General features: G+C 56.6%; 1 protein-coding gene. It reads left to right on the top strand.

Features of this window, described 5'->3' with window-relative positions; genetic code table 11:
- On the top strand, window positions 1-148 hold a 148-nt coding region (locus AAC147_RS12650; protein ID WP_156115475.1), incomplete at its 5' end, for a DUF1525 domain-containing protein.
- Window positions 149-221 lie beyond the last annotated feature (73 nt).

Here is a 221-nt window from a genome sequence, read left to right as displayed (position 1 = left end):
ACTGATTCAGTCTTATCGTGCCGTTGTTGACGCCTGGCAATCAGGTGTGCGCAAGTACCCTGCCGTGGTATTTGATGACCGGGACGTCGTGTATGGCACGGCGGATGTGGCAAAGGCGAGTGCCCTCAGGGAGCAGAGTCAACGATGAAGATACTCCGCCTTGCTTTTCCTGTTGTCATCACTCTGGTCGCTGCGTTTGCGCCCTTTGCGCAGGCTTCCCT

Source organism: Xenorhabdus sp. NBAII XenSa04 (assembly GCF_963866145.1).
GTDB lineage: Bacteria > Pseudomonadota > Gammaproteobacteria > Enterobacterales > Enterobacteriaceae > Xenorhabdus > Xenorhabdus indica.
This window is presented reverse-complemented; position numbering and strand designations above follow the sequence as displayed.